At 45.7% G+C, this 2,674-nt stretch carries 1 protein-coding gene; it reads left to right on the plus strand.

Going from position 1 to position 2,674, the window contains the following annotated elements; translation table 11 throughout:
- Positions 1-602: 602 nt before the first annotated feature.
- Positions 603-2,674, plus strand: a 2,072-nt coding sequence (locus GX419_00095) for a BamA/TamA family outer membrane protein (GenBank protein ID NLI23092.1), incomplete at its 3' end; no start/stop codon positions are given.

Raw genomic sequence — 2,674 nt, forward strand, 5'->3', positions numbered from 1 at the left:
ATGGAACCATTTTACCCTGGAACTTTGGAACTCTGGAACCCTGGAACTCTGAAATACGTCGCCATTGTCCTTAATCCCCTACGGGGAAAAATTGGGTTTTGATCGACAAATCTATTGTCCTTCATCCCCTACGGGGAAAGAGCGTAAAGCACAGAGCGTAAAGCGTAAAGAAATGGCGTTCATCAGTTTATTCTCCGCTTAACGTTCTACCCGATTGTTTACTCTTCTGCACTGCAAAATCTCAAATCACAACTCAAAAATCCCCGGGAATTTCCTATTTCCTGTCCTTGATCACGCTATTAAAACCAGAACACGTTAATAGGAAATGGGAAATGGGAAATCGAAAATCCTTGGAACCCTGGAACTCTGAAACTCTGGAACTCTGAAACTCTGAAACTCTGAAACTCTGAAACTCTGGAACCCTGAAACTCTGGAACCCTGAAATACGTCGCCATTGTCCTTCATCCCCTAGCGGGAAATGGAAGGACTTTTGCCGTTCGCCATTCGCCGGGATGAAAGGGTTGACAAAGGGAAACCCGGATCCGATCTGATGCATGACATATAACATTGCGGCATTTAAAAACAATACCTACTTTTAAGGTATGAATAAGGTTTTTTCTTTCTTAGTGGTTTTGTTCATCTGTATGGTTTGCGCACCCCAGGTCTATTCCCAGAACAGGGAACACAGACCGAAGGTAGGACTTGTATTGAGCGGCGGAGGAGCAAAAGGCCTTGCGCATATTGGTGCCATCAAAGTACTGGAGGAAGCAGGAATCAAACCGGATTTTATTGCCGGAACCAGCATGGGTAGTATTGTCGGAGCCCTTTATGCCATAGGGTATTCTCCCGGGCAAATTGAAGCAATAGCCCGCAGTATCAACTGGAATGAGCTTCTGAATGACGAAGTATCCCGACGCAACATTTCCATAGAAGAAAAGGATGAAGACGGTAAATATGTTGCTCAGTTCCGGATAAGAAACGGAAAAGTTGTTTTACCCACAGGGCTGATCAACGGTTACAAAATTTCGCTGTTGTTTTCTACCCTAACCTGGTCAGTACATACCATCAGCGATTTCAACAAGTTTCCCATTCCCTTCCGGTGCATCGCCACCGATATTGAAACGATTGAACCGGTTGTGCTCACGGAGGGATTTTTACCGGATGCACTTAGGGCCAGCATGGCTATTCCCAGCGTTTTCACTCCGGTAGAACTTAACGGAAGGCTGCTTGTCGACGGCGGTGTGGTACGCAATCTTCCGGCACAGGATGTAAAAGAAATGGGGGCTGATATTATTATCGGCATTGATGTGACAGCCGATCTGAAGAAGAAAGATGAAATCAGTTCGGCATTTGAAATTCTGGACCAGGCGTCCACCTACCCGATAGCCATCAGCAATGCCCGGCAGAGGAAGCTTTGTGACATATTGATTTCTCCGGAAGTTAAAGACTATAACTCTTTCAGTTTTTCAGCCGCTGATACCCTCATCCGCCTTGGAGAAGCGGCTGCCAGGAAACAATGGGACAAACTGGTTCAGCTGGCCGACAGCCTCAGGAAATGGCCGGAAAAAAAGACAGCACAGGTCAATCCCCGGCAGTTTACTTCCCTTCTGGTGCGAAGTATCGATATCGAAGGACTGCAAAAAGTATCAAGCAATGTGGTTTACGGAAATCTGGGCTTTCAGGAGGGAGATTCGGTAACACTTCATATGCTGCGGCAAGGCATTGAGCGCATCTATGGCACACAATTCTTTCAGAATGTTACGTATAAAATTCTCCCTGATTCATCAGGCAACAGACTGGTGATCAAAGTAAAGGAGCAGGAATTCAATTTTGTTAAGTTTTCGTTCAACTACAATAATGATTTCAAAGCCGCAGTGCTGCTGAACGCAACATACCGGAATGTGCTGGGTGAAGGAAGCCGAATGCTGGGCGATCTCCGGCTTTCGGAAAATCCATCTGTTAAACTCCACTATACCATTCACACCAACTGGCGACCCAATATTGGTTTCTCGCAAATGTTTGTTTACAATATTTTTGACGCACCGTTCTACTCAACTAATGGCGAAAAAATAACCACTTTTAATTACCGGCATCTGTTTTCCGAAACTGAATTCCGCTCGGTATTTTCCAATTCGCTGCTGGCAGGAGCCGGTATAACAGTTCAGCAACAGGTAACTGACGCAAGGTACGACCCGTTTGATTCCCTGAACATACAGATCAGGTCATGGAAACTCACCGGAAGGATTCTGTATGACAACCTGGATGTATCTGTTTTCCCCAGGATGGGAGCCCGTTCCGAAATCAGGTTGGAACACTTTTTTGGTATTGACAGAAGTAAAGAGAACAACAGCTTATCATCGAAATTCTGGACAGCATCATTTTCATCTGAAAGGCTTGTATCGGTGTATCCGCAGTTCAGTTTTCTGGGCGGAATCTCAGCTGGAATCACCCAAAGCCAAACCATTGATCCTGTTCATTATTTTTACCTGGGAGGAGAAAATCCCTATGAACCTCGTATGTTCACCTTCCCTGGCATGCCTCTGATGGGAGCCTCCGGAGTAAATTTTCTTGCCCTGAAGTTTGGTATTCAGGCAGAACCATGGCGCGATGTATTCCTCTTTTTCCGCCTGGGAACAGCCGAATTGAAACCGCGGATTGATGAATTATGGAAGAA

The sequence above is a fragment of the Bacteroidales bacterium genome, assembly GCA_012517825.1.
GTDB lineage: Bacteria > Bacteroidota > Bacteroidia > Bacteroidales > JAAYUG01 > JAAYUG01.